The organism is Mesorhizobium sp. WSM4313 (genome assembly GCF_002294725.1).
GTDB lineage: Bacteria > Pseudomonadota > Alphaproteobacteria > Rhizobiales > Rhizobiaceae > Mesorhizobium.
Genome location: NZ_NSFT01000003.1, coordinates 369,231 through 388,575, shown reverse-complemented (window position 1 = coordinate 388,575; position 19,345 = coordinate 369,231). Strand labels below are relative to the sequence as shown.

Here is a 19,345-nt window from a genome sequence, read left to right as displayed (position 1 = left end):
GCTCAGGCGTTTCCATGGGTCTCAAAGAGCACGCTGGACAGCGCGTCCTTGGCCGATGTACCCGACCAGACGACGAACTGGAAGGCCTGGAAATAGCATTCGCAGGCCTCCAGCGCCGACGACAGCAGCACCTCGACCTGCTGGCTCGACGGCTCGACCCCGCCGGCAAGCAGCAGCGACTGCCGGAACATGATCGCGCCTTCCTGCTCCCACAGGTCGAAATGCCCGAACAGCATCTGCTCGTTGATCAGCGAAAGCAGCCGCATCACTTCCAGCGCGCGCGTCTCCGGCACCTTGATGTCGAAGGCGCAGGCCAGATGCAGCGCCTCGAAATCCTCCATCCAGGAAAAGGAGACGTGATAGTCTGTCCAGCTACCGGCCACCGAAATCGAAATCTCGTCGTCGCCGGCGCGCTCGAAGGACCAGTCGTTGTTGTGGGCCACCTGCTCGATGACATCCACCGGGTGGATTTCGCGGGAGAATTCGAGTTCGAGGAGTTCCATGAATGCTTCCTGTGTTCAGGGGAGCGCCACACGCTCCGCGGGGCACACACGACGAACAATCTTGTCTAGAACTCGGACGGTCAGGACTTTCCAACACAAAGACCCAACCGGACCCCACCGCCCGGCGCATGACCCTGCTTCGAATCATGCAACAAATTCAGTCTATTGATCGGGAGTCGCGTGAACAGCCCAATTTTTCGCACTGCGTCATCCGCATGTGGAAAGGTGGCTGTGACAAAGATTCATGCAATGCCGGTAAGCGATTCACGGCAAAGCGATTTTTCGGATCGCGCTATGTGGAAAAGTTTAACGATTATTTTTTTGCGCGGGGCTTCGCGGCACCCGCTGGTGCGGCTTGTCCGGTCAATTCGGCGAGCCTGGCCTCGAGCGCCTCGACGCGCGTCGCCAGCTGAATGTTGTCTTCCCGCGCCTTGACCGCCATCTCGCGCACCGCCTCGAACTCTTCGCGCTGCACCACATCCATGGAATTCAGCATGCGCTCGGCCTGGGCCCGGAACGCCGTCTCCACTTCGCGCCGCACGCCCTGCGCGGCACCCGCGGCATCGGTCATGATCTTTGCGAATTCATCGAGAATGCGGTTCGGTCCAGTCGCCATGGCAGATCCTCGCTTTGTCGTTTTGACGTAGTGGGGCGCGGCGCGGAATGCAAGCGTGCCTGATGACGAGCGGTTCATGTTGGCGCAGCGCTCAATAACTATTATTATGTCGACAAGAGCCCCTAGGAGCATGTCATGGCAATCAGTGCAGATCTCGGTGACCGCCTGGAAGAGGTCGTGAACCGGCTCGTCAAAACCGGTCGCTATAATTCGAAAAGCGAGGTGTTGCGCGAGGGTGTCCGCCTCGTTGAAGAAAGGGAGAAACGACTCGCCACGCTCGATGCAGCCCTCGCGCGAGGCGTCGCTGACGCAGACGCAGGACGCGTGAAACCTGGCGTGGACGTGTTCGATCGCCTGGAGAGCAAATATAAGGCGATGGCCGAGAAGCGTAGGTGAAACTACTGGTATTTGCCGACCAGGCCGAGGGTGACCTTGAGGCTATCGGCGATCACATCGCCAGCGACAACCCATTCCGGGCGATGACCTTCGTTCGCGAATTGCGCAATGCCTGCATTGAGCTATAACAATGCCGGAACGTTGTCAGCTGGTCCCACGCCATCAGTCCTCCGGTATCGTGACGGTCGGCTGCGACATTGACCTTGCCTTGACCGCGCCAAAACCCTGCCGCATGGTCCGCGCCCAATCGTGACCGTCACCGGGGACCCGTTTTGAGCGAATATTTCCTGCTGCCGCTGGCCTCCCTGCCCTTCCCCAATATCGATCCGGTCATTGTCCATATCGGGCCGCTGGCGGTGCATTGGTACGGCGTCGGCTATATCGTCGGCATCCTCTTTGCCTGGTGGTACGCCAAGCGCCTGGTCACCAACCCGCGCCTGTGGCCCAACGGCAATCTGCCGATGAAGCCCGAGGATCTCGACGACTTCATTGTCTGGGCGGCGATCGGCGTCGTGCTCGGCGGGCGCACCGGCTACGTGCTCTTCTACGACCTGCCGCGCTATATCGCGCATCCGCTCGACATCTTCGCGGTCTGGCAGGGCGGCATGTCGTTCCACGGCGGCCTGCTTGGCGTCATCCTCGCCATGACGCTGTTTTCGCTCAAGCGCCGCATCCCCACCTGGACATTGTTCGATGTGGTGTCGGCGGGCGTGCCGGTTGGGCTGGGCCTGGTCCGGGTCGCCAACTTCATCAATTCGGAGCTTTGGGGCCGGCCGTCGGACGTGCCCTGGGCGATCGAATTCCCCAATGGCGGCCCGTTCACCCGCCACCCCAGCCAGCTCTACGAGGCGCTGCTCGAAGGGCTCGTGCTTTTCCTGGTGCTGCGCTTCCTCACCAACTCGCGGCTCAAGCTGAAGACGCCGCGCTTCGTCGGCGGCGCCTTCATCTGCGGCTACGGCCTGTCGCGCATCTTTGTCGAGTTCTTCCGCGAGCCCGACCAGCAGCTCGGCTATCTGCTCGGCACCGGCTGGCTGACCATGGGCATGATCCTGTCCACGCCGATGCTGCTCGCCGGTATCTGGGCCATGGTCACCGCAAGGCCGGCGGCCGAGCCGCGGGCGGCATGACCCGGCTGAAGGAGCGCATCATAGGCCTGATCGGCGCGGCGGGGCCGATCCCGGTCAGCGAATATATGGCGCTCTGCCTGTTCGATCCCGACGCCGGTTACTACACGACGCGCGAGCCCTTCGGCGCCGCCGGCGACTTCATCACCGCGCCAGAGATCAGCCAGATGTTCGGCGAGCTTGTCGCCGTCTGGCTCTATCAGGCCTGGCAAGGTGCCGGCCGGCCGTTGCCCGCGACCTTCGCCGAGATCGGTCCCGGCCGCGGCACCCTGATGAACGACATGCTGCGCACCTGGTCGCGGCTCGACCCGGCGCTCACCGGTAAGGCTTCGTTTGCCCTCATCGAGACCAGCCCGCGCCTGGCTGAGATCCAGAAGCAGACGCTTGCCGACCAAGACGCAAAGCTAGCCTGGCACCAGACCATCGACACGCTGCCGCGGCAGCCGCTCTTCATCGTCGGCAACGAGCTGTTCGACGCGGTGCCGATCCGGCAGTTCGTCCATGTCGGCGAAAGCTGGCGAGAGCGCGTGGTCGGCCTCGATGGCGCCGATGAACTGCGTTTCTTCGCCGGCGCGGGGTCTGTCGATCCGGCACTGCTACCGGCCGCCGCGGCCGATGCGCCGCAAGGCGCCGTCGCCGAAATCGCGCCCGCCCGTTCGGCGCTGATGGCGGTGATCGCCGAACGCATCGCCGGCCAGGGCGGCGCCGGCCTGTTCATCGACTACGGCCACCTCCGGCCGGGGATCGGCGACACCTTCCAGGCGCTGCGCCGGCATCGGCGCGAAGACGTGCTGGCCAACCCAGGTGAAGCCGATCTCACCGCCCATGTCGATTTCACGCCCCTTGCCGATATGGCGCGCGCTCACGGTCTCGATGTGCAATTGTCGACCCAGGGCGAATTCCTGCTCGGCATGGGCCTGCTCGAGCGCGCCGGCACGTTGGGTGCCGATGCCGATGCCAAGACACGTCAAGCCATTTCGGAAGCGGTCGAACGCCTGGCCGGCCGCGACGCGATGGGCGAGCTGTTCAAGGTGATGAAGATCCTGCCGGCCGCGAGAACAGCCTGAGATCGAGGAGCGGGTCATGCCGCATGGCCCGCCTCGTCATCCGAACTTCACCTTGACGAGACCGCCCCGCACGGACGACAAACCCAACCATGCTGAATCAGACCAGACCCGATCCAGTGCGCTCGCCGCTGCTTGAAAAGGCGCAAGGCATGCGCCACGGCTATTTCACGCGCATCGGCGGCGTCTCCGACGGCATCTATCGGGGGCTCAACATCGGCACGGGCTCCAGCGACGATCAGACACTAGTCGCCGAGAACCGGCGGCGCGTTGCCGCCTGGATGGGCGTGCCGGCCGATCATCTGTTGACCGCGCACCAGGTCCATTCGCCAGATGTCGTCGTCGCCAGGGAACCCTTCGCTGGTCCTCGCCCAAAGGCCGACGCCATCGTCACCGACCGTCCGGGCATCGCTATCGGCGCCTCGACCGCCGATTGCGGGCCGGTTCTCTTCGCCGATGCCGAGGCGCGCGTCATCGGTGCCGCCCATGCGGGCTGGAAGGGTGCCTTCACCGGCGTGCTCGAGAATACCGTCGCCGCGATGGAGAGCCTCGGCGCCAGCCGCGAGCGCATCGTCGCCGTGCTCGGTCCTTCCATCGGCCCCGACAATTACGAGGTCGGGCCGGAATTCGTCGCCCGCTTCGTCGAGGCCGACACCGGCAATCATCGCTATTTCAGGCCATCGAGGACCGCCGGCCACTCGATGTTCGATCTCAACCGATATACGGTCGACCGGCTGCGCAAGGCCGGCGTGACCGCCGAGGGGCTTGGCCGCTGCACCTATGCGGAAGAAGACCTGTTCTATTCCTACCGGCGCACCACACACCGCAAGGAAGCGGATTACGGGCGCCAGGTTTCGGCAATCGTTCTGGAGAAAGAATAATGGCGCTGCATTTCGAACGTTCGGAATTCGACGCGCGGCGCGACCGGCTGCTGATCGAGATGGCTGAGAAGAAGCTCGACGCCGTGCTCCTGTTCGCGCAGGAGAGCATGTATTGGCTGACCGGCTACGACACGTTCGGCTTCTGCTTCTTCCAGTGCCTGGTGGTGAAGGCCGACGGCTCGATGGTGCTGCTCACCCGTTCGGCCGATCTGAGACAGGCGCGCCATACCTCGACCATCGAGAATATCGTGCTGTGGACCGATCGTCAGGGGGCCAATCCGGCGATCGACCTGCGCAACCTGCTTAACGACCTCGATCTGCTCGGCGCCCGCATCGGCGTCGAATACGACACCCATGGCTTGACCGCCTACAATGGCCGCCGCCTGGACGAGCAGTTGCAGACCTTCGGCCAGATCGCCGATGCTTCCGGCATCGTCGGCCGGCTGCGCCTGTTCAAGAGCCCGGCCGAGATCGCCAAGGCGGAAAAGGCCGCCAATCTTTCCGACGACGCGCTGGATGCCGCCCTGCCCCTGATCAAGCAAGGCGGCGACGAAGGGCTGATCCTTGCCGCCATGCAGGGCGCGGTCTTTGCCGGCGGCGGCGACTATCCCGCCAATGAGTATATCATCGGCTCCGGCGCCGATGCCTTGCTCTGCCGCTACAAGGCCGGCCGCCGCAAGCTCACCAAGAACGACCAGCTGACGCTCGAATGGGCCGGCGTCTTCCACCACTACCATGCCCCCATGATGCGCACCGTTTTGACCGGCAAGGTGTCGAAACGTCATCAGGAATTGTTCGACGCTTCCCGCGCCGCCCTGCTCGCGGTCGAAAAGGCGATGACGCCGGGCAACACTTTCGGCGATGTCTTCGACGCGCATGCCCGCACGCTCGAAACGCACAATCTGACCAAGCACCGGCTGAACGCCTGCGGCTATTCGGTCGGCGCCCGCTTCACGCCGTCCTGGATGGACATGCCGATGTTCTACCAGGGCAACACGGAACCGATCGCGCCCAACATGACGCTGTTCGCGCATATGATCATCATGGACTCTGAGACCGAGACCGCGATGACGCTTGGCCGCACCTACCTCACCACGGAATCGGCGCCGAAGCCGCTGTCGCGCCATGATCTCGACTTGATCGTGCAGTGAATCCATAATCGTTCGTTCACGCGGGGGCGTTCGCCAGCAGGGAGTTTTCAGGCAAATGAGACGATCGCAGGTGACGACCGTGTCATTGCTTGCGGCGCTGGCGCTTGGCGCCTGCACCAATGCCAAGGACGTGCTCGAACCTTCGGCGATCACCCCGCCGGCGGGCTCGGCCCAGTCCTCGGCCGCTTCGCAGGGCACATCGACGACGGCCACAACCCCGACCACGACCGCGCCCGCCCCTTCGCCCGCGCCTTCCACCACAGCGTCGCCCGCGACATCCAGGACACCGGCCCAGACTGCGGCTGTCGCCAAGACGCGGCTGCAGGTGGCGCCGATCGTCGGCGCGTCCGTGGAGGCTGCGGCGCCCTTGACGGCGGAACTGCAGGCCCGTGCCCGGCAGCGCGGCCTGACGCTTGTCGGCAGCACCGACCAAACGGCCACGCATGTGCTGAAGGGCTATTTTTCGACGATGTCCGAGGGCAAGGACACGACCGTCATCTATGTCTGGGACATCTACGACCCCTCCGGCAATCGCCTGCACCGCATCAATGGCCAGCAGAAGGCGCCCGCGGCCGGCAGCGGCGAGGGCTGGCCCACGGTGGCGCCCGCGACCATGCAGGCCATTGCCGACCAGACGATCGACCAGTTCGCCGCCTGGCTCGGCAGCGGCGGCGCCGGTTGACCGGACCGGCGCGGGCCAAACTGTTGCCGGCCAAACTGTTGCCGGCTTGCGATGTTTTCCCTGTTTGTTGCGGCCGCCGGAAGGATTCCCGACGACGAGGCTTGCAATACCGGCCCGGCCCGCTAAAAGCCCGCTTAAAAGGCGCATGAGAGTCTCTCCGGCCTCTCCATCCTTCACCAGGAACGGTGCATGAAGCTTTTCGCGGGCAATTCCAATCGGGTGCTGGCCGAGGCGGTCGCTCGCTATCTCAACGTCCCGCTGGGCAAGGCCAGCGTCAGGCGCTTCGCCGACCAGGAGATCTTCGTCGAGATCCAGGAAAACGTGCGCGGCGAGGATGTCTTCATCCTGCAGTCGACCTCTTATCCGACCAACGACCATCTGATGGAACTGCTCATCATGATGGACGCCTTCATGCGCTCCTCGGCGCGGCGCATCACGGCGGTCATCCCCTATTTCGGCTATGCAAGGCAGGACCGCCGCGCCTCGGGCCGCACGCCGATCTCGGCCAAGCTGGTCGCCAATATGATCACCCGCGCCGGCGCCGACCGCGTGCTGACGCTTGATCTCCATGCCGGCCAGATCCAGGGTTTCTTCGACATCCCGACCGACAATCTGTTCTCGGTGCCGGTGATGGCCCGCGACGTGAAGGCCAAGTACAAGCAGCTCGGCAATGTCGTCGTCGTGTCGCCCGACATTGGCGGCGTGGTGCGGGCGCGCGCGCTGGCCAAGCGCTTCGACGCGCAGTTGGCCATTGTCGACAAGCGCCGCGAGCGTCCGGGCGAATCGGAAGTCATGAACATCATCGGCGCCGTCGCCGGCAAGGACTGCCTCCTGATCGACGACATCGTCGATTCCGGCGGCACGCTTTGCAACGCGGCCGACGCGCTGCTGGCCAATGGCGCGACCTCCGTCACCGCCTACATCACCCATGGCGTGCTCTCCGGCGGCGCCGTTGCCCGTATCGCCGGCTCGAAGCTGCAGGAACTGGTGATCACAGATTCCATTCAGCCGACGCAGGGCGTGCTCGACGCCCCGAACATCCGGGTCATTTCGATCGCCGACCTGCTGGGCGAAGCGATCTCGCGCACCGCGACGGAAGAATCGGTCTCGAGCCTGTTCGATTGATCAGAAACTGGTTTCCGCGGGCGCATAGCGCAGCAGCGTGACCCCTTGGGCAAGGCGCTCTGTGCCGAGCGGCTTTAACGCCAGCGACCGGCCGGACTGGAAATAGGGCTTGCCGCCGCCCAGCACGACCGGATGCACGTAAAGCCGGTACTCGTCGATCAGGCCGGCACGCGCAAGGTGCCCGGCAAGGTCGACGCCGGAGACCGAAATCTCGCCATCTGTATCCGTCTTGAGGGTCCTTGCCACCGCCTCCGCGTCAGCCTTCACCAGGCGGGCATTCGGCCCGACCTCCTGAAGCGTGGTCGAAAACACGACCTTCGGCGTCTCCCGCCACGCGCGGGCAAAATCCCGCTCGACCTCCCCAGCCGCGATATCGCGTTCCGGGTTGTCCCAGAAGCGCATGGTTTCATACATTCTGCGCCCGCAGAGCGCGATCGACGTCCGCCTCATCTCGTCGTTGAAATGCCGATGCAATTCTTCCTCGGGAACCGGCAGGTCGATGTCTCCGCTCGGCCCGGCGATGTAGCCGTCCAGCGATGTCAGCATGGCATAGACGAGCGTTGCCATGGGGGCCTCCGATTTTGCGTTTCTCGGAAAAGAAACATAACTGATTGCAAATTGCAATCAGAATTGGCGCTAGGCCGAGAACCGGCACACCGGCTCAATGCCGCCGGGCGCTGTTTCACGCGGCGATCGGACCGCCTGTGCGGCGCGGGTTCTCACCGGCATCGCGCGCTCTGCGCATATAGCCGCGCGGCGAGGTGCCGAGCATGCGCTTGAACATGGTGATAAAGGCCGGCACGCTGTCATAGCCGAGATCGAGCGCCACCCTGGTGATCGGCTCGCCGTCGGCGAGCCTTGGCAACGCCGCGAAAAGGCAGGCCTGCTGGCGCCAGGTCGACAGCGACAGCCCGGTCTGGCGATGGAAGGCGCGGGTGAAAGAGCGCCGGCTCATGCCCGCGGCATCCGCCCATTCGTCGATCGTCGCATGCGGCGAAGGGGCCGCCACGAAACGCCGGCAAAGCGCCGCGAGCTTCGGATCGGACGGGAAAGGCAAGCCGAGCGGCCGTTCCGGCAGGTTCGGGATCTCGTGCAGCAGCAGTCCCATGACGAGCGCCGCCCGCCCTTCGAGCTCGCCGCCCTGCGGCAGCTTCTCCGATTCGACGATCAGGCTGTGCATCAGCTCGGTAATGCCGACGACGCGCAAGCTGTCCGGCAGGCCGGCAATGGCGCCCGGCATCACATAGACCGAGCGCATCGAGACGTCGCCCAGCATCTCGACGGAATGCTCGATGCCGGCTGGTATCCACATCGCATGGTCGGGCGGCACCATCCAGCGCCCATGCCTGGTCGTCACCAGGACCACGCCGACCAGCGCGTGCAGCAGCTGGCTGCGGCTGTGGCGGTGCTGCGGCACGTGATAGCCGTCCGGATATTCGGTCGGCAGCGCGACCGCCGGCCCGACAGCCTGTTCCAGCCATTGCCAGCGGCTTTCATGCAGCCGGCCGAGCTCGGCGGCGTCGCCCTTGAATATCTCCTTGCCATGCGACATCGATGTGGCCCACTTGCGAAACTATTGGACCAAACCACGAAAGAAGTCGCTTGGCAACGGGCCTATAAGGCCGGCTGCGGTTCGGCCCGCCCAGAGCATGATCCCGAAAAGTGGGAACCGGTTTTCGGAAAAGATCATGCTCCAACAAGAGACTACGGAGCATTGCCTTGACTGATACGACCGCCACCTCCGTCGCCGCACCGGCGCCGGCAAGCAACATCTCGGCGCAAGCGACGGCCTTCACCGTCATTCTTGCGGTGAGCTTCTGCCACTGCGTCAACGACATCATGCAGTCGCTGCTTTCGGCGATCTATCCGCTGCTCAAGGACAATTACGGTCTCGATTTCTGGCAGATCGGCCTCCTGACCTTCACCTTCCAGGTGACGGCCTCGCTGCTGCAGCCGGTGATCGGCATGATCACCGACAAGAAGCCGATGCCCTACTCCTTGCCCTGGGGCATGGCCTCGTCGCTGGTCGGCCTGGTGGTGCTCGCCCATGCCGGCCATTACTGGCTGCTGCTGATCGGCGCCTCGCTGATCGGCATCGGCTCGGCGATCTTCCATCCGGAATCCTCGCGTATCGCCCGCTTCGCCTCGGGCGGCCGCTTCGGCCTGGCGCAATCGCTGTTCCAGGTGGGCGGCAATTTCGGCCAGGCCATGGGCCCGCTGCTCGCCGCCTTCATCGTCGTGCCGTTCGGCCAGACCAGCATTTCCTGGTTCGCCGTCGGCTCGCTGATCGGCATCGTCGTTCTGTGGCGGGTCGGCGGCTGGTACAGCCGGCTGCGCGCCTCGCTGGCCACCCGTAAGCAGGCTGCCCATGTCTCGCCCTTCGCGCGCAAGAAGGTCATGTGGGCGTTGGCCGTGCTGACACTGCTGGTACTGACCAAGAACGCCTATATCGCCTCGCTCTCCAGCTACTACACCTTCTACGCCATGCATAAATTCGGCGTTTCGGTGCAGATGAGCCAGGTGATGCTGTTCCTCTTCCTCGGCGCCTCGGCGCTGGGCATCCTGCTCGGCGGCCCCTTCGGCGACCGCTACGGCCAGAAGGCTATGATCTGGTTCTCGATTGTCGGTGTGCTGCCGTTCACGCTGGCGCTGCCCTACGCCAATCTGGAATGGACGATGGTGCTCACCGTGCTGATCGGCCTGATCCTGTCGTCGGCCTTCTCCAACATCGTCGTCTTCGCGCAGGAGCTGGTTCCGGGCCGCGTCGGTATGATCGCCGGCATCTTTTTCGGCTTCGCCTTCGGCATGGGCGGCATCGCCGCCGCGGTGCTCGGCGTCGTCGCCGACATGAAGGGCATCGACTTCGTCTACCAGATCTGCTCGTACCTGCCCTTGCTTGGCCTGCTGACTGTGTTCCTGCCCAACATGAAGGAAGCCCGGAAGGCCTGAGCCGATCGGATCAGCGGCCAAGCTGCCGTTCAACAAAAGATCGCCGCCGGGCTCGGAGCCTTGAAGGTTCCGGAGCCGGCGGCGGCATCCTATGGCGCGACGCTCGCTTTACCCAACAAGCAGGTTCTTCCCTCGCGACGAGATCAGCTCTTTCCCCTCAAACCCAGGCGTTGCAAAAGGCCGTGAAGAAAGCGGCCCGGGCCATCTGCCGGGTTCGCCGCCGGCTGGCGTTGCCGCCTCGGCAGCGCCGCGAACAGCTCGGGAAGCTTTCGGAGCGTCGAACTCCAAAGCAGCGTGTCGAGCTGCGCGATGTCCGCCGAATTCAGCGCTTCCGGTTCGCTTCTCAGCGCCTGGGCAAGCACATCCCGGAAGTCTTCCGGCCTGTCCGCCAGCCGGACATTCGGCCAATGCTTGAATTGCTCGTAGCCGCGCAACGCGAAGGATGTCGCCACGATCGGCTTGCGGTTGTACAGCGCTTCCGCGGTCTTGATATTCGTGCCGCCGCCCTCGACGATCGGAAGCATCACGACGTCGGCAAGCTCGATCAGCGCGCCGAGGGCCGCGCCGTCCTGCATGCCAAGCAACTCGATCCGGGCATTGTCGGCGCCACGATGCCGCAGGAATCCGGGATCGTTGCGGATCTGGTCGGCAACGCCGCCGACCACCACAATCCGCTCCGAGGCTGAGAGAAAACCAAGGTCCGGATCCGTCATCTGGAGAAAACCGCGGGCGTTGGGCGGATGGCCCGACCCGATGAATAGCGCCGTGCGCAGGCCGGCGAACCGCGATGCCCAACGATCGAGGCCGACGGGCGTTTCCCGCGGCCATACGCCGTTGGCGGCGACCACCACGCTTGGATTGAGCTTGCGAAAATGGGCTGCATCCTGCTCGCTGACCGCGACCACCAGGTCCGCCTTTGCGGCAAGATCGGACTCGATGTCCGCCGCACGTCGAGCGCTCCAGAGGTCCGTTCCCGCGCCGGCAATCGCGGCCTCTTGCGCCAGCAAGTGCTGTTCGACATTGTGCGAGCTGTAGAGGATTGAAAAATTCGCCTCGGGCGAGCACGTTTCAACATACTCACGCAAAGCCGGCCAAAGCCAGCCTTGCTCCACGGCAATGACATCCGGCCTGAAGTCGTCGAGAAATCTTGCGATTTCAAGGCGATGGGAGCTGCTGCGCGCGATGAATTCGGCGGTGGCGACATCGGAACGCCATTTGCGCCTGGCCATCTGCTTGCGAAACCGGCGCGGCATCTCGATGAAAAGATCGCCGGCCTCCATTTCCCGCCTGGCGCCGCGGTTGGGAGTAACGAGGACATGGCGTGTTTCCCATCCACAATCCCGCAGGACCTTGTGGATGGCGTTCGCCCGCAGCTGGCCGCCCTGGACCGGCTGCCGGATCGGATACGTTCCCAGCGAAACATATCTCATCGGATCAGCGTGATGCTGCAATCGCCGGCATCAAGCAGCGATCCTACGACGGCACTCATTTTTTTGCCCCCTTCTTCAGAGGCGACAGTACCATTTTTCGGTGCCGAGTCTGGAGATGATATCGGCGGCCGGGCGCTGACTTCTCGCCGATATCGAAAGGACGGCATAGGGACAATATCGAGCGCCCCGCCCAACCGCGAAACGATGATCCGTCATCTTACAGCACCCGCCCGAGGGCGGGTGCTTTCGCGTTTTGGCGGCCAGCCTCAGGCCTTGAAGAAGGCCAGCAGGTCGGCGTTGATGACATCCGCATGGGTCGTTGCCATGCCGTGCGGAAAGCCCTTGTAAACCTTGAGCTCGCCCTTCTTGAGCAGCTTGATCGAGAGGAGCGCGGAGTCGGCGATCGGGACGATCTGGTCATCGTCGCCATGCATGACCAGCACCGGCACGTCGATTTTCTTCAGGTCCTCGGTGAAGTCTGTTTCTGAGAAGGCCTTGATGCAGTCGTAATGCGCCTTGGCGCCGCCCATCATGCCCTGGCGCCACCAATTGTCGATGACACCTTCGGAAGCCTGGGCGCCGGGACGGTTGAAGCCGTAGAACGGGCCGGCCGGCACGTCGTGGAAGAACTGTGCCCGGTTGGCCGCCAGCGCCGCGCGGAAACCGTCGAACACCTCGATCGGCAGGCCGCCGGGATTGGCCGGCGTCTTCAACATGATCGGCGGCACCGCGCCGATCAGCACGGCCTTGGCGACGCGGCCTCCGCCGCCATGTTGCGCGACATAGCGCGCGACCTCGCCGCCGCCTGTCGAATGACCGACGTGGATGGCATCCTTGAGGTCGAGATGTTCCGCGAGCGCCGCCACATCCGCGGCATAGGTGTCCATCTCGTTGCCGGTATCGGTCTGGCTGGACCTGCCATGGCCGCGCCGGTCATGGGCGATGACGCGGTAGCCCTGTGCCAGGAAGAACAGCATCTGGGCGTCCCAGTCGTCGCTGCTCAGCGGCCAGCCATGGTGGAAGACGACCGGCTGGCCAGTCCCCCAGTCCTTGTAGAAGATCTGTGTTCCGTCCTTCGTGGTGATCGTGCCGCTGCCCGAACCCGACTTGGTCTGCGAGGTCATCTCAATCTCCTTATATTAGCGCGATAAACAATATTCGCGATAACCATCTCGTAAATGAAGATCGAGAGCCTTGTCCACGAAAAAATGTATCGCGATACCATTTCCCGTGGTACATAAATGATGCTCAGTCGGCAAAGGAATGCGCCGTGCCTCTCCCGTTGGACAATCAGCTCTGCTTCACCCTCTACGCCACCAGCATGGCGATCAACCGCACCTACAAGCCGATGCTGGACGAGATGGGGATCACCTATCCGCAATATCTCGTGCTCAATGCGCTGGGAGAGACGGACGGCATGTCGGTGGGCAGCATCGCGCATCGGCTGGCCCTCGAATCGAGCACCATCACGCCGCTGGTGAAACGCATGGAACAGGCTGGCCTTGTCACCCGCCAGCGCAGCCAGACGGACGAGCGCCAGGTGCAGGTCGACCTGACCGCCGCCGGACGTGCGCTGTTGGTCCGGTGCAATTGTCTGAACGAGACCCTGATCGAGCGCTCAGGCATGAAGCTGGCTGAACTCGATGCTCTGAACCGGCAAATCCAGGCGCTGCGCAATGCTTTAAGCGGCGGCCAGGTGGTGGACACCGCCGAAGGCTAATTGAGATCAAGATCGAGCCGGCATCACCTGAATATCAACCTAGTGCAGGCCGAACTCGCGTAGCAACTCCTCGCGATAGCGCACGAAGCGGCTTTCGCTGCGCTCGCGCGGCCGCGGTAGGTCGACATCGATCAGTCGCGCCGCGCCGCCTTTCTCCCTGGGCAGGATCAGCACCCTGTCGGCAAGATAGATCGCCTCTTCAAGGTCATGGGTCACCATGACCATGGTGACATTCTCCTCGCTCCAGATGCGCGCCAGCTCCTCCTGCATGGAGATCTTGGTCATGGCGTCGAGCGCCCCGAGCGGCTCGTCGAGCAGCAGGATTTCCGGCTGCACCGTCAGTGCCCTGGCGATGCCGACGCGCTGCGCCATGCCGCCGGAGAGCTGCCTGGGATACGCATCGCTGAATTCGGCAAGGCCGACCAGGGCGATATAGAAACGCGCCCGCTTCTCGGCCTCCGCCTTGGCAATGCCGCGCACTTCGAGACCGAAGGCGACATTGCCGAGCACCGTCAGCCAGGGCAGCAGCCGCGGCTCCTGGAAAATTACCGCTCGCTCTTCGCCGACGCCCTCAATCCGCTTGCCGTCGATCGCGACGGCGCCGCCGTCGGCCCGCTCCAGCCCGGCAAGGATGCGCAGCAGCGTCGTCTTGCCGGAACCGCTTGCCCCGACAATGACCAGGCATTCGCCGGAGCGGATATCGAGATTGAGCGAGCGCAGCACGGCAAGCTGCCGCCCGCCGAGTGCGAAGGATTTCGACAGGTCGCGGATCGTGACATCGCCGCCGCGTGCCGTGGGCATGGTTTGCGTCTCCGTGCTCAATTGGTCTTGGTTTCGCCGAGACGGTAGAGAATGTCGGAAGCCTTGAGCTTGCCTTTCGGCAGCCGGCCGTCGCGCTCGAGGATATTCACCCAGAACTCGACGTCGCGGTCGGTCACCGCCGCCTTCTCGCGCAGGCCGAAGCCGGTCCAGTAGCGCGCCAGCTCGCCATTCTCGCCACGCCTGTTGAGAATGTCGGCGAGCAGCTTGCGCGTCTCGTCCGGATTTTGCCGCGACCAGTCCGACGCGCGCGCCGACTGTTCGACGAAGTTGCGGGCCGCATCCGGATTCGCCGCGATGAAATCACGACGCAGCACGACGAAGCCACCGGCGATTTCGCCGAGCACGTCGGTATCGTTGAAGACGCCGCGCACGCCGCCATTGCTGACCAGTTGGCCCGCAAACGTCGCTTGCCAATAACCCAGCCCGGCGACATCGACCTGACGCGAGCGCAAGGTTTGTTCGAGCTGCGGCCCGGGCACCACCACCAGCTTGGCCGCGTCCGGCGGCAGGCCAACGCTGTGCAGCGCTTCGCGCACCGTATAGTCGAGATGGGCGCCGAGCGTGTTGACCGAGATCGTCTTGCCGGCAATGTCGGCGATCGATTTGATCGGACTGTCTTCCAGCACGTAGAAGACACTCTTCACATCCTTGTTGATGCCGTTGCTGGGATAAGCCGCGACGAAGTCGTTGCCGCCGGCGATAGAGTTGATCACCGCCGGCGTGGCTGCCGAGCCCAGGTCGACGCTGCCGGACGCGAGCGCGAACAGCGATTCCGGGCCGCCCGCGGCATAGCCGACATTTTCGAGCTCGATGCCGAGGCCCTTGAAATAGCCGAGCGCGTCGGCCAGCTCATGCGGGGAGATGCTGCCGCGGCTGGCGAGATAGCGGATCTTGACGGATGCGGCTTGCGCCATAGCGATCGACGGCAGGCCGGCGAGAATGCCGGCAGCAAGCGGAGCGCGCAGGAGAAGCGAACGGCGGGTGATGCTCATGATCAAGCCTTTCGTTGTTTTGGGAGTGGTGAAGGTTTGGGTGCTTAGCCGGCTGAAACATTCCAACGACACAGCCGCCGCTGCAGGACGACCAGCACCTGGTTGGCGATCAGGCCGAGTGCCGCCAGGATGACGATCGCCGCGAACATCAGCGGAATCTGGAAATTGTACTGGGCATTCATCACCTGGAAGCCGATGCCCTTGTTGGCACCGATCATCTCCGAAGCGATCAAGAGCAGCAGCGCGGTCGTGGCGCCGAGCCGCAGGCCGACGAAGATCGACGGCACCGCGCCCGGCAGCACGACGCGACGGAAAATCGTCAGCCGCCGGGCACCATAGGCGCGCGCCATTTCGAGCAGCTTCGGGTCGACCTCCTTGACGCCGCTGATGGTGTTGAGCAGCAGCGGAAACAGCGTCGCCCAGAAGATGACGAACACCTTCGAAGCTTCACCCAGTCCCAAAAGCAGGATGAACACCGGGTAGAGCGCCAGCGCCGAGGTCTGACGGAACAGCTGCAGGATCGGGTCGAGCGCGGTCTCCACGGCACGCGCCTGGCCCATGACCAGGCCAAGCGGAATGGCAACGACGACGGCCGCCGCGAATGCAAGGCCGGCACGCTGCAGGCTGATGGCTATGTCGCCGAGCAGGCTGCCGCCAATGAGGCCCTTCCAGAGCGCCGCGACGATCGTGTCGACCGGCGGCAGCACGGCCGAATTGACCCAGCCGCTGCTCGCTGCCACCTGCCAGAACACGAGGAAGCCGAGCAGCACGCCATAACGCGACAGGATTCGCGCCGAAGTCCGCGTCAGGAGGTGCAGCGGCTCCATGCCGGTGCCGCTGCCACCCTCATGCCGGCCGATACCGACCGTCTTTTCGATATGCTGCAAAGTCATCGTCTTGCCCTCTCGCGTCAGGAATCATTCGGCGGCGAGCACGGTCGAGCGCGCGGCCGCCCACGGATTCTGCGGTCGCCTCAGGCCAAGATTTTCGCGCAGCGTGCTGCCCTCGTAAGCGGTGCGGAACAGGCCGCGACGCTGCAGCTCCGGGATCACCAGGTCTACGAAGTCGTCGAGCGCGCCGGGCAGCCATGGCGGCAGGATGTTGAAGCCGTCGGCGCCCTCGCTCGTGAACCATTCCTCCAGCTGATCCGCGACTTGGGCGGCGCTGCCGATGACCGTGTAATGGCCGCGCGCGGTCGCAACCCACTGATAGAGCTGGCGGATCGTGAAATTATGCTCGTCCGCAATCTGGCGGATCAGCGCCTGGCGGCTCTTCATGCCTTCGGTCTCCCTGCTCGGCGGCAGCGGGCCGTCGAGCGGATAGTCCCTGAGGTCGAGCGTCTGGCCGGCAAGTCCGTTGAGCAGCGCCACGCCGTCCTCCGGCAGGATCAGGTCGTTAAGCTGCTGGTATTTGGCACGGGCCTCCTCTTCGGTGCGGCCGACGAAGGGCGCCACGCCCGGCATGATAAGCACCTGCGCCGGATCGCGCCCGGTCGCCGCGACGCGCGCCTTGATGTCGCGATAGAATTCCTGCGCCGAGGCAAGGTTCTGATGCGCCGTGAATATCACCTCGGCCGACGCCGCCGCGAGCCCGCGACCGTCCTCCGACTGTCCCGCCTGCACGACCACCGGATGACCCTGCACCGGACGCGGCACGTTGAGCGGCCCCTTGACGCTGAAATGCGCGCCCTTGTGGTTCACGTCATGCAGCTTGTCCTTGTCGTAGAAACGGCCCGTCTTCTTGTCGCGAATGAAGGCGTCGTCTTCCCAGCTGTCCCACAGCGCCTTGACCGTTTCGACATGCTCATGCGCCCGCGCATAGCGCTCGGCATGATTGGGCTGGACGTCACGATTGAAGTTGCGCGCCGTGTCGTCGCCGGCCGACGTCACCACGTTCCAGCCGGCGCGCCCGTTCGACAAAAGATCGAGCGAGGCGAATTTGCGCGCGAGCGTGTAGGGTTCTTCATAGGTGGTCGAGGCGGTGGCGATGAAGCCGATATGCGTGGTCAACGGCGCCAGCGCGGCAAACAATGTCACCGGCTCGAAACCGGCGATCTTGGCGTTGCCGCCTTCACGGGCGCCGAGGCCGATGGTGAGATTGTCAGCCAGGAAATAGGCGTCGAACAGACCCCGCTCGGCGGTCAGTGCGAGTTGCTTGTGGAACTCGAAATTGGTCGCGCCATCGGCCGGCGCGTCCGGATGGCGCCAAGCCGCGACGTGCTGGCCGCCGCCGGGCAGAAAGGCGCCGAGCTTGATCTGTCTGGATGTGCTGGGGCTGGTCATGGGCTGATCCTTCGGGTTCCAAAACGACTGCCTGAATTCAGGCGGCGAGGCCGACGCTGCGAGTTTCGCCAACGATGCGCAAAACCTCGGCAACGGCCTGTCGGGCGCGGGCTTGGGTAGCTTCCGACACCAGCACGCCGTCGGTGAAATCCTTGTCGGAAGCGTAGATCGCGGTCGGCATGGTGAGCGCTTCGAAGAATCCGAACAGCGGCCGCAGCTGATGCTCGACGATCAGCGAATGGCGCTCGCCGCCGCCCGTGGCAACGAGAATGATCGGCTTGCCGCGCAGCGACGACGGATCGAGCAGATCGAACAAGTGCTTGAAAAGTCCGGTATAGCTGCCTTTGAAGGTCGGCGACCCCACCACCAGAACGTCGGCGCCGAGCAATTGCTCAACGATATTGCGCGCCGTTTGATCGAGATCGGAAATGCGCCGTGCCGACGGGAACGATAGACCGAGATCTTCAATGTCATGGACCGCCGAGGCCGCCCCGATGCGGCCAGCCGCTTCGTCCGCGATCTGCGTGATAAATGCCTTGGTCTTTGACGGACGGGTCAGATTGCCGGAAAATCCAACCACCAGCTTCTTTGTCATGTTCGGGCTCTCCTCGCGGACACTTCTTCATTAAGACTACAGATTTTGTATAATTAAATGAGCGAGAAGATTTCAAAACGCGCCGCGCAAACGGATTGAGTTTGCGCGGGAGAAGCGTTGATTGGTTCAGCCCATGCGGGTCAGGCCTCGATCTTGACCGGAGCCAGTGGAGGCGCCTGAAGTCCCTGGAACGGGTCGCGCCAGGCATCGATCGCCTCGAGCCGGCCATACCAGCGGCGGATAGATGGGTAGTCGTCGAGCGGCAATCGGGCGGCATCGTTGAAAGGCAGGAACGTCGCCATGCGGAAGTCGGCATAGGAGACGGAATTGCCGACCAGCCATTCGCGTCCGGCAAGCTCAGGCTCGAGGATCGCGGCGGCGGCGTGGAACTGCCTCAATCCCTCCTCGACCAGCGCGTGGTCGATAGGACCGAGTCCATAGCGCTGCTTGGTCCCACGCTCGAAATGCACCATGTCGCAAGCGAAAGCGAACCGTTCCTTGCCCCAGCTGATCCAGCGGATCATGTCCGGCTCGTCCTGCCCGCCGCGCCAGAAATCCGAATGCATCTCGCGCGAAAGCCGGCAGGCGATGGCATCGGCCTCCCAAAGACTCCATCCCGGCCCGACCAGGATCGGCAAGGTCAGATTGGGGTTCAGCGCGCGATAGCGTTCGGCCTGCCCCGGCGCCATGGGCGATGCGAACTCGAACGCGATCTCCGCCTTGAGATGGCGCGCCGTCGCGACCGCGAGGCGAGGATTGGGATTGCGGCTGAACAGAAGCTTCATATTGGTCCCCATGGATTTGGCCACATGCCCGCAGGACGGCTGAGAACTGCGCGTTCCTACATTTGCCGCAAGTCGGATTTCCGGTTTATCCTTTCGGCACCGGAAACCGCCCGCAACCCGCCCGGCCAACCGCTTGCACCCTTGCCCGCCTTCCGCTATAGAGCCGCCACCCGCGTAGACACCCTTGGAGGCAACGCGGAGGAAGGCCGGCCGGGCCTGCATGATCCT

The 19,345-nt window shown here is 63.9% G+C and carries 22 protein-coding genes; 10 read left to right on the top strand and 12 right to left on the bottom strand.

Going from position 1 to position 19,345, the window contains the following annotated elements:
• Positions 1-2: 2 nt before the first annotated feature.
• Both CK219_RS09705 and CK219_RS09700 read right to left on the bottom strand, forming a co-directional pair.
• Entirely contained in the window at positions 3-503 is a 501-nt protein-coding gene (locus CK219_RS09705) for a YbjN domain-containing protein (protein ID WP_040989643.1), read from the bottom strand.
• 313 nt (positions 504-816) lie between these two features.
• Complete coding sequence (locus CK219_RS09700) at positions 817-1,119, bottom strand: accessory factor UbiK family protein (RefSeq protein WP_040990372.1); 303 nt, start codon at positions 1,117-1,119, stop codon at positions 817-819.
• 135 nt (positions 1,120-1,254) lie between these two features.
• On the opposite strand from CK219_RS09700, the gene CK219_RS09695 reads away from it, so the two are divergent.
• From CK219_RS09695 to CK219_RS09665, 8 genes are all read left to right on the top strand, one after another.
• Positions 1,255-1,515 (top strand): type II toxin-antitoxin system ParD family antitoxin, encoded by a 261-nt coding sequence (locus tag CK219_RS09695; RefSeq protein ID WP_095766535.1) that lies wholly within the window; start codon positions 1,255-1,257, stop codon positions 1,513-1,515.
• Entirely contained in the window at positions 1,512-1,643 is a 132-nt protein-coding gene (locus CK219_RS32715) for a type II toxin-antitoxin system RelE/ParE family toxin (RefSeq protein ID WP_348628330.1), read from the top strand. The genes CK219_RS09695 and CK219_RS32715 overlap by 4 nt, the downstream gene beginning before the upstream one ends.
• A 144-nt stretch (positions 1,644-1,787) precedes the next feature.
• A complete protein-coding gene (gene lgt / locus CK219_RS09690; RefSeq protein ID WP_095766534.1) occupies positions 1,788-2,642 on the top strand; it encodes a prolipoprotein diacylglyceryl transferase in 855 nt (284 codons plus the stop codon).
• Positions 2,639-3,706, top strand: coding sequence for a class I SAM-dependent methyltransferase (locus tag CK219_RS09685; protein ID WP_095766533.1), 1,068 nt, complete (start codon positions 2,639-2,641; stop codon positions 3,704-3,706). The genes lgt and CK219_RS09685 overlap by 4 nt, the downstream gene beginning before the upstream one ends.
• Before the next feature lie 89 nt (positions 3,707-3,795).
• Positions 3,796-4,584 carry a peptidoglycan editing factor PgeF gene (gene pgeF / locus CK219_RS09680; protein ID WP_095766532.1) on the top strand — a complete coding sequence of 263 codons (789 nt, stop codon included), beginning with the start codon at positions 3,796-3,798 and terminating at the stop codon, positions 4,582-4,584.
• Positions 4,584-5,735 carry a Xaa-Pro peptidase family protein gene (locus CK219_RS09675; RefSeq protein WP_095766531.1) on the top strand — a complete coding sequence of 384 codons (1,152 nt, stop codon included), beginning with the start codon at positions 4,584-4,586 and terminating at the stop codon, positions 5,733-5,735. The genes pgeF and CK219_RS09675 overlap by 1 nt, the downstream gene beginning before the upstream one ends.
• Positions 5,736-5,790: 55 nt before the next feature.
• The gene (locus CK219_RS09670) at positions 5,791-6,417 is read left to right on the top strand and encodes a hypothetical protein (RefSeq protein ID WP_095766530.1); all 627 of its coding nucleotides are present in this window, start codon (positions 5,791-5,793) and stop codon (positions 6,415-6,417) included.
• Between the two features lie 189 nt (positions 6,418-6,606).
• On the top strand, positions 6,607-7,542 hold the full coding sequence (locus CK219_RS09665; protein WP_095766529.1) for a ribose-phosphate pyrophosphokinase: 936 nt from the start codon (positions 6,607-6,609) through the stop codon (positions 7,540-7,542).
• On the opposite strand, the gene CK219_RS09660 is transcribed toward CK219_RS09665, so the two are convergent.
• Together CK219_RS09660 and CK219_RS09655 are read right to left on the bottom strand one after the other, a co-directional pair.
• On the bottom strand, positions 7,543-8,109 hold the full coding sequence (locus CK219_RS09660) for a dihydrofolate reductase family protein (RefSeq protein WP_095766528.1): 567 nt from the start codon (positions 8,107-8,109) through the stop codon (positions 7,543-7,545).
• Positions 8,110-8,224: 115 nt separating this feature from the next.
• Complete coding sequence (locus CK219_RS09655) at positions 8,225-9,094, bottom strand: helix-turn-helix transcriptional regulator (RefSeq protein ID WP_095766527.1); 870 nt, start codon at positions 9,092-9,094, stop codon at positions 8,225-8,227.
• A gap of 167 nt (positions 9,095-9,261) precedes the next feature.
• Here CK219_RS09655 and CK219_RS09650 point away from each other — a divergent pair, with 167 nt between their 5' ends.
• On the top strand, positions 9,262-10,491 hold the full coding sequence (locus CK219_RS09650) for an MFS transporter (RefSeq protein WP_176476971.1): 1,230 nt from the start codon (positions 9,262-9,264) through the stop codon (positions 10,489-10,491).
• A 143-nt stretch (positions 10,492-10,634) separates the two neighbouring features.
• Here the strand turns inward: CK219_RS09650 and CK219_RS09645 are convergent, their stop codons facing one another.
• Positions 10,635-11,921, bottom strand: coding sequence for a glycosyltransferase (locus tag CK219_RS09645; protein ID WP_095766526.1), 1,287 nt, complete (start codon positions 11,919-11,921; stop codon positions 10,635-10,637).
• A 266-nt stretch (positions 11,922-12,187) separates the two neighbouring features.
• Positions 12,188-13,045, bottom strand: coding sequence for an alpha/beta hydrolase (locus tag CK219_RS09640; protein ID WP_095766525.1), 858 nt, complete (start codon positions 13,043-13,045; stop codon positions 12,188-12,190).
• 146 nt (positions 13,046-13,191) lie between these two features.
• Here CK219_RS09640 and CK219_RS09635 point away from each other — a divergent pair, with 146 nt between their 5' ends.
• Positions 13,192-13,641 carry a MarR family transcriptional regulator gene (locus CK219_RS09635; protein WP_095766524.1) on the top strand — a complete coding sequence of 150 codons (450 nt, stop codon included), beginning with the start codon at positions 13,192-13,194 and terminating at the stop codon, positions 13,639-13,641.
• 39 nt (positions 13,642-13,680) lie between these two features.
• Here CK219_RS09635 and CK219_RS09630 read toward each other — a convergent pair whose 3' ends face one another.
• From CK219_RS09630 to CK219_RS09605, 6 genes are all read right to left on the bottom strand, one after another.
• Positions 13,681-14,442, bottom strand: coding sequence for an ABC transporter ATP-binding protein (locus CK219_RS09630; protein WP_095766523.1), 762 nt, complete (start codon positions 14,440-14,442; stop codon positions 13,681-13,683).
• Between the two features lie 17 nt (positions 14,443-14,459).
• A complete protein-coding gene (locus CK219_RS09625) occupies positions 14,460-15,455 on the bottom strand; it encodes an ABC transporter substrate-binding protein (RefSeq protein ID WP_095766522.1) in 996 nt (331 codons plus the stop codon).
• 44 nt (positions 15,456-15,499) lie between these two features.
• On the bottom strand, positions 15,500-16,348 hold the full coding sequence (locus tag CK219_RS09620) for an ABC transporter permease (protein ID WP_095766521.1): 849 nt from the start codon (positions 16,346-16,348) through the stop codon (positions 15,500-15,502).
• 24 nt (positions 16,349-16,372) lie between these two features.
• Entirely contained in the window at positions 16,373-17,737 is a 1,365-nt protein-coding gene (locus CK219_RS09615) for an LLM class flavin-dependent oxidoreductase (protein WP_095766520.1), read from the bottom strand.
• Between the two features lie 37 nt (positions 17,738-17,774).
• Entirely contained in the window at positions 17,775-18,332 is a 558-nt protein-coding gene (msuE, locus tag CK219_RS09610) for an FMN reductase (RefSeq protein WP_095766519.1), read from the bottom strand.
• Between the two features lie 140 nt (positions 18,333-18,472).
• A complete protein-coding gene (locus tag CK219_RS09605; protein ID WP_095766725.1) occupies positions 18,473-19,117 on the bottom strand; it encodes a glutathione S-transferase family protein in 645 nt (214 codons plus the stop codon).
• Positions 19,118-19,345: the final 228 nt, after the last annotated feature.